General features: G+C 59.0%; 1 protein-coding gene and 1 pseudogene. Both read left to right on the top strand.

Annotated elements, in window-relative coordinates:
• Window positions 1-219 (top strand): annotated as a pseudogene (locus EN780_RS35120) (catechol 1,2-dioxygenase); the annotation flags it as partial.
• A 24-nt stretch (window positions 220-243) separates the two neighbouring features.
• On the top strand, window positions 244-989 hold a 746-nt coding region (locus EN780_RS35115), incomplete at its 3' end, for a fumarylacetoacetate hydrolase family protein (RefSeq protein WP_128276532.1).

Here is a 989-nt window from a genome sequence, read left to right as displayed (position 1 = left end):
GGATACAAGACGCTGATTTCCCAGGTCTTCGACCCCAGCGACCCGAACATCGGCTCCGATGTTCAGTTCGGTGTCACGGCAGCGTTGACCGGCGACTTCGTTCGTCATGAGGAGCCCCATCCGACCGAAGCGGATAGTCCTGGTCCGTGGTTCTCGCTCGACTACGCCTATGCCATGGAGCCCGGCGAAGCCGTTTTGCCGCGTCCCCCGATCAAATAAATCACAATCAGCTGAGCAAACGATATGATCACCGAAGAAGAACGCCGGGCCGCGGCAGACGCGCTGCTCAAAGCTGAAATCGAGCGCAAGCCGATCATACAGCCTAGCAAGACCTACCCGAACCTCGAACTCGAGGACGCCTACCAAATTCAGGCTTTGTGGGCGGAGGCGAGGGTAGCCAAGGGCGCACGGATCGTCGGGCACAAGATTGGCCTGACGTCACGCGCAATGCAGATGGCTTCGAAGATGACGGAGCCGGACTACGGCTGCATTCTTGACGATGCGCTTTACAACGACGGAGCGCAGATCAGGGCTGACTTGTTTATCAAGCCGCGACTCGAGGTCGAGCTGGCCTTTGTTATGGGTGAGGATCTCGTCGGGCCCGGCACCAGGATCTATGACGTCATGCGTGCGACCGAGTTCGTTGTCCCGGCGCTCGAGATTATCGACTACCGGACCGAAGTCCCTCGAGCGATCACGGATACCATTGCGGACAACGCGGCTTTCGGCGCCCTCGTCATTGGTGGCCGTATAATTCGTCCGATGGACATCGATATCCGTTGGGTCGGGGCGACTCTTTCCAAGAACGGCATCATCGAGGAATCGGGCGTGTCGGCGGCGATCATGGGACATCCGGCAGCCGGCATCGCGTGGCTGGTCAACAAACTTCATGCTGTGGGCGGTGGCCTGAAGAAGGGACAAATAGTCCTGGCCGGCTCGTTCACGCGTCCTGTCGATATCGCGAAAGGTGATGTCATCCAGGCCGACTA

The organism is Mesorhizobium sp. M4B.F.Ca.ET.089.01.1.1 (genome assembly GCF_004022605.1).
GTDB lineage: Bacteria > Pseudomonadota > Alphaproteobacteria > Rhizobiales > Rhizobiaceae > Mesorhizobium > Mesorhizobium abyssinicae.
The sequence above is the reverse complement of the archived record's forward strand: the minus strand, read 5'-3'. Positions and strand labels throughout refer to the sequence as shown.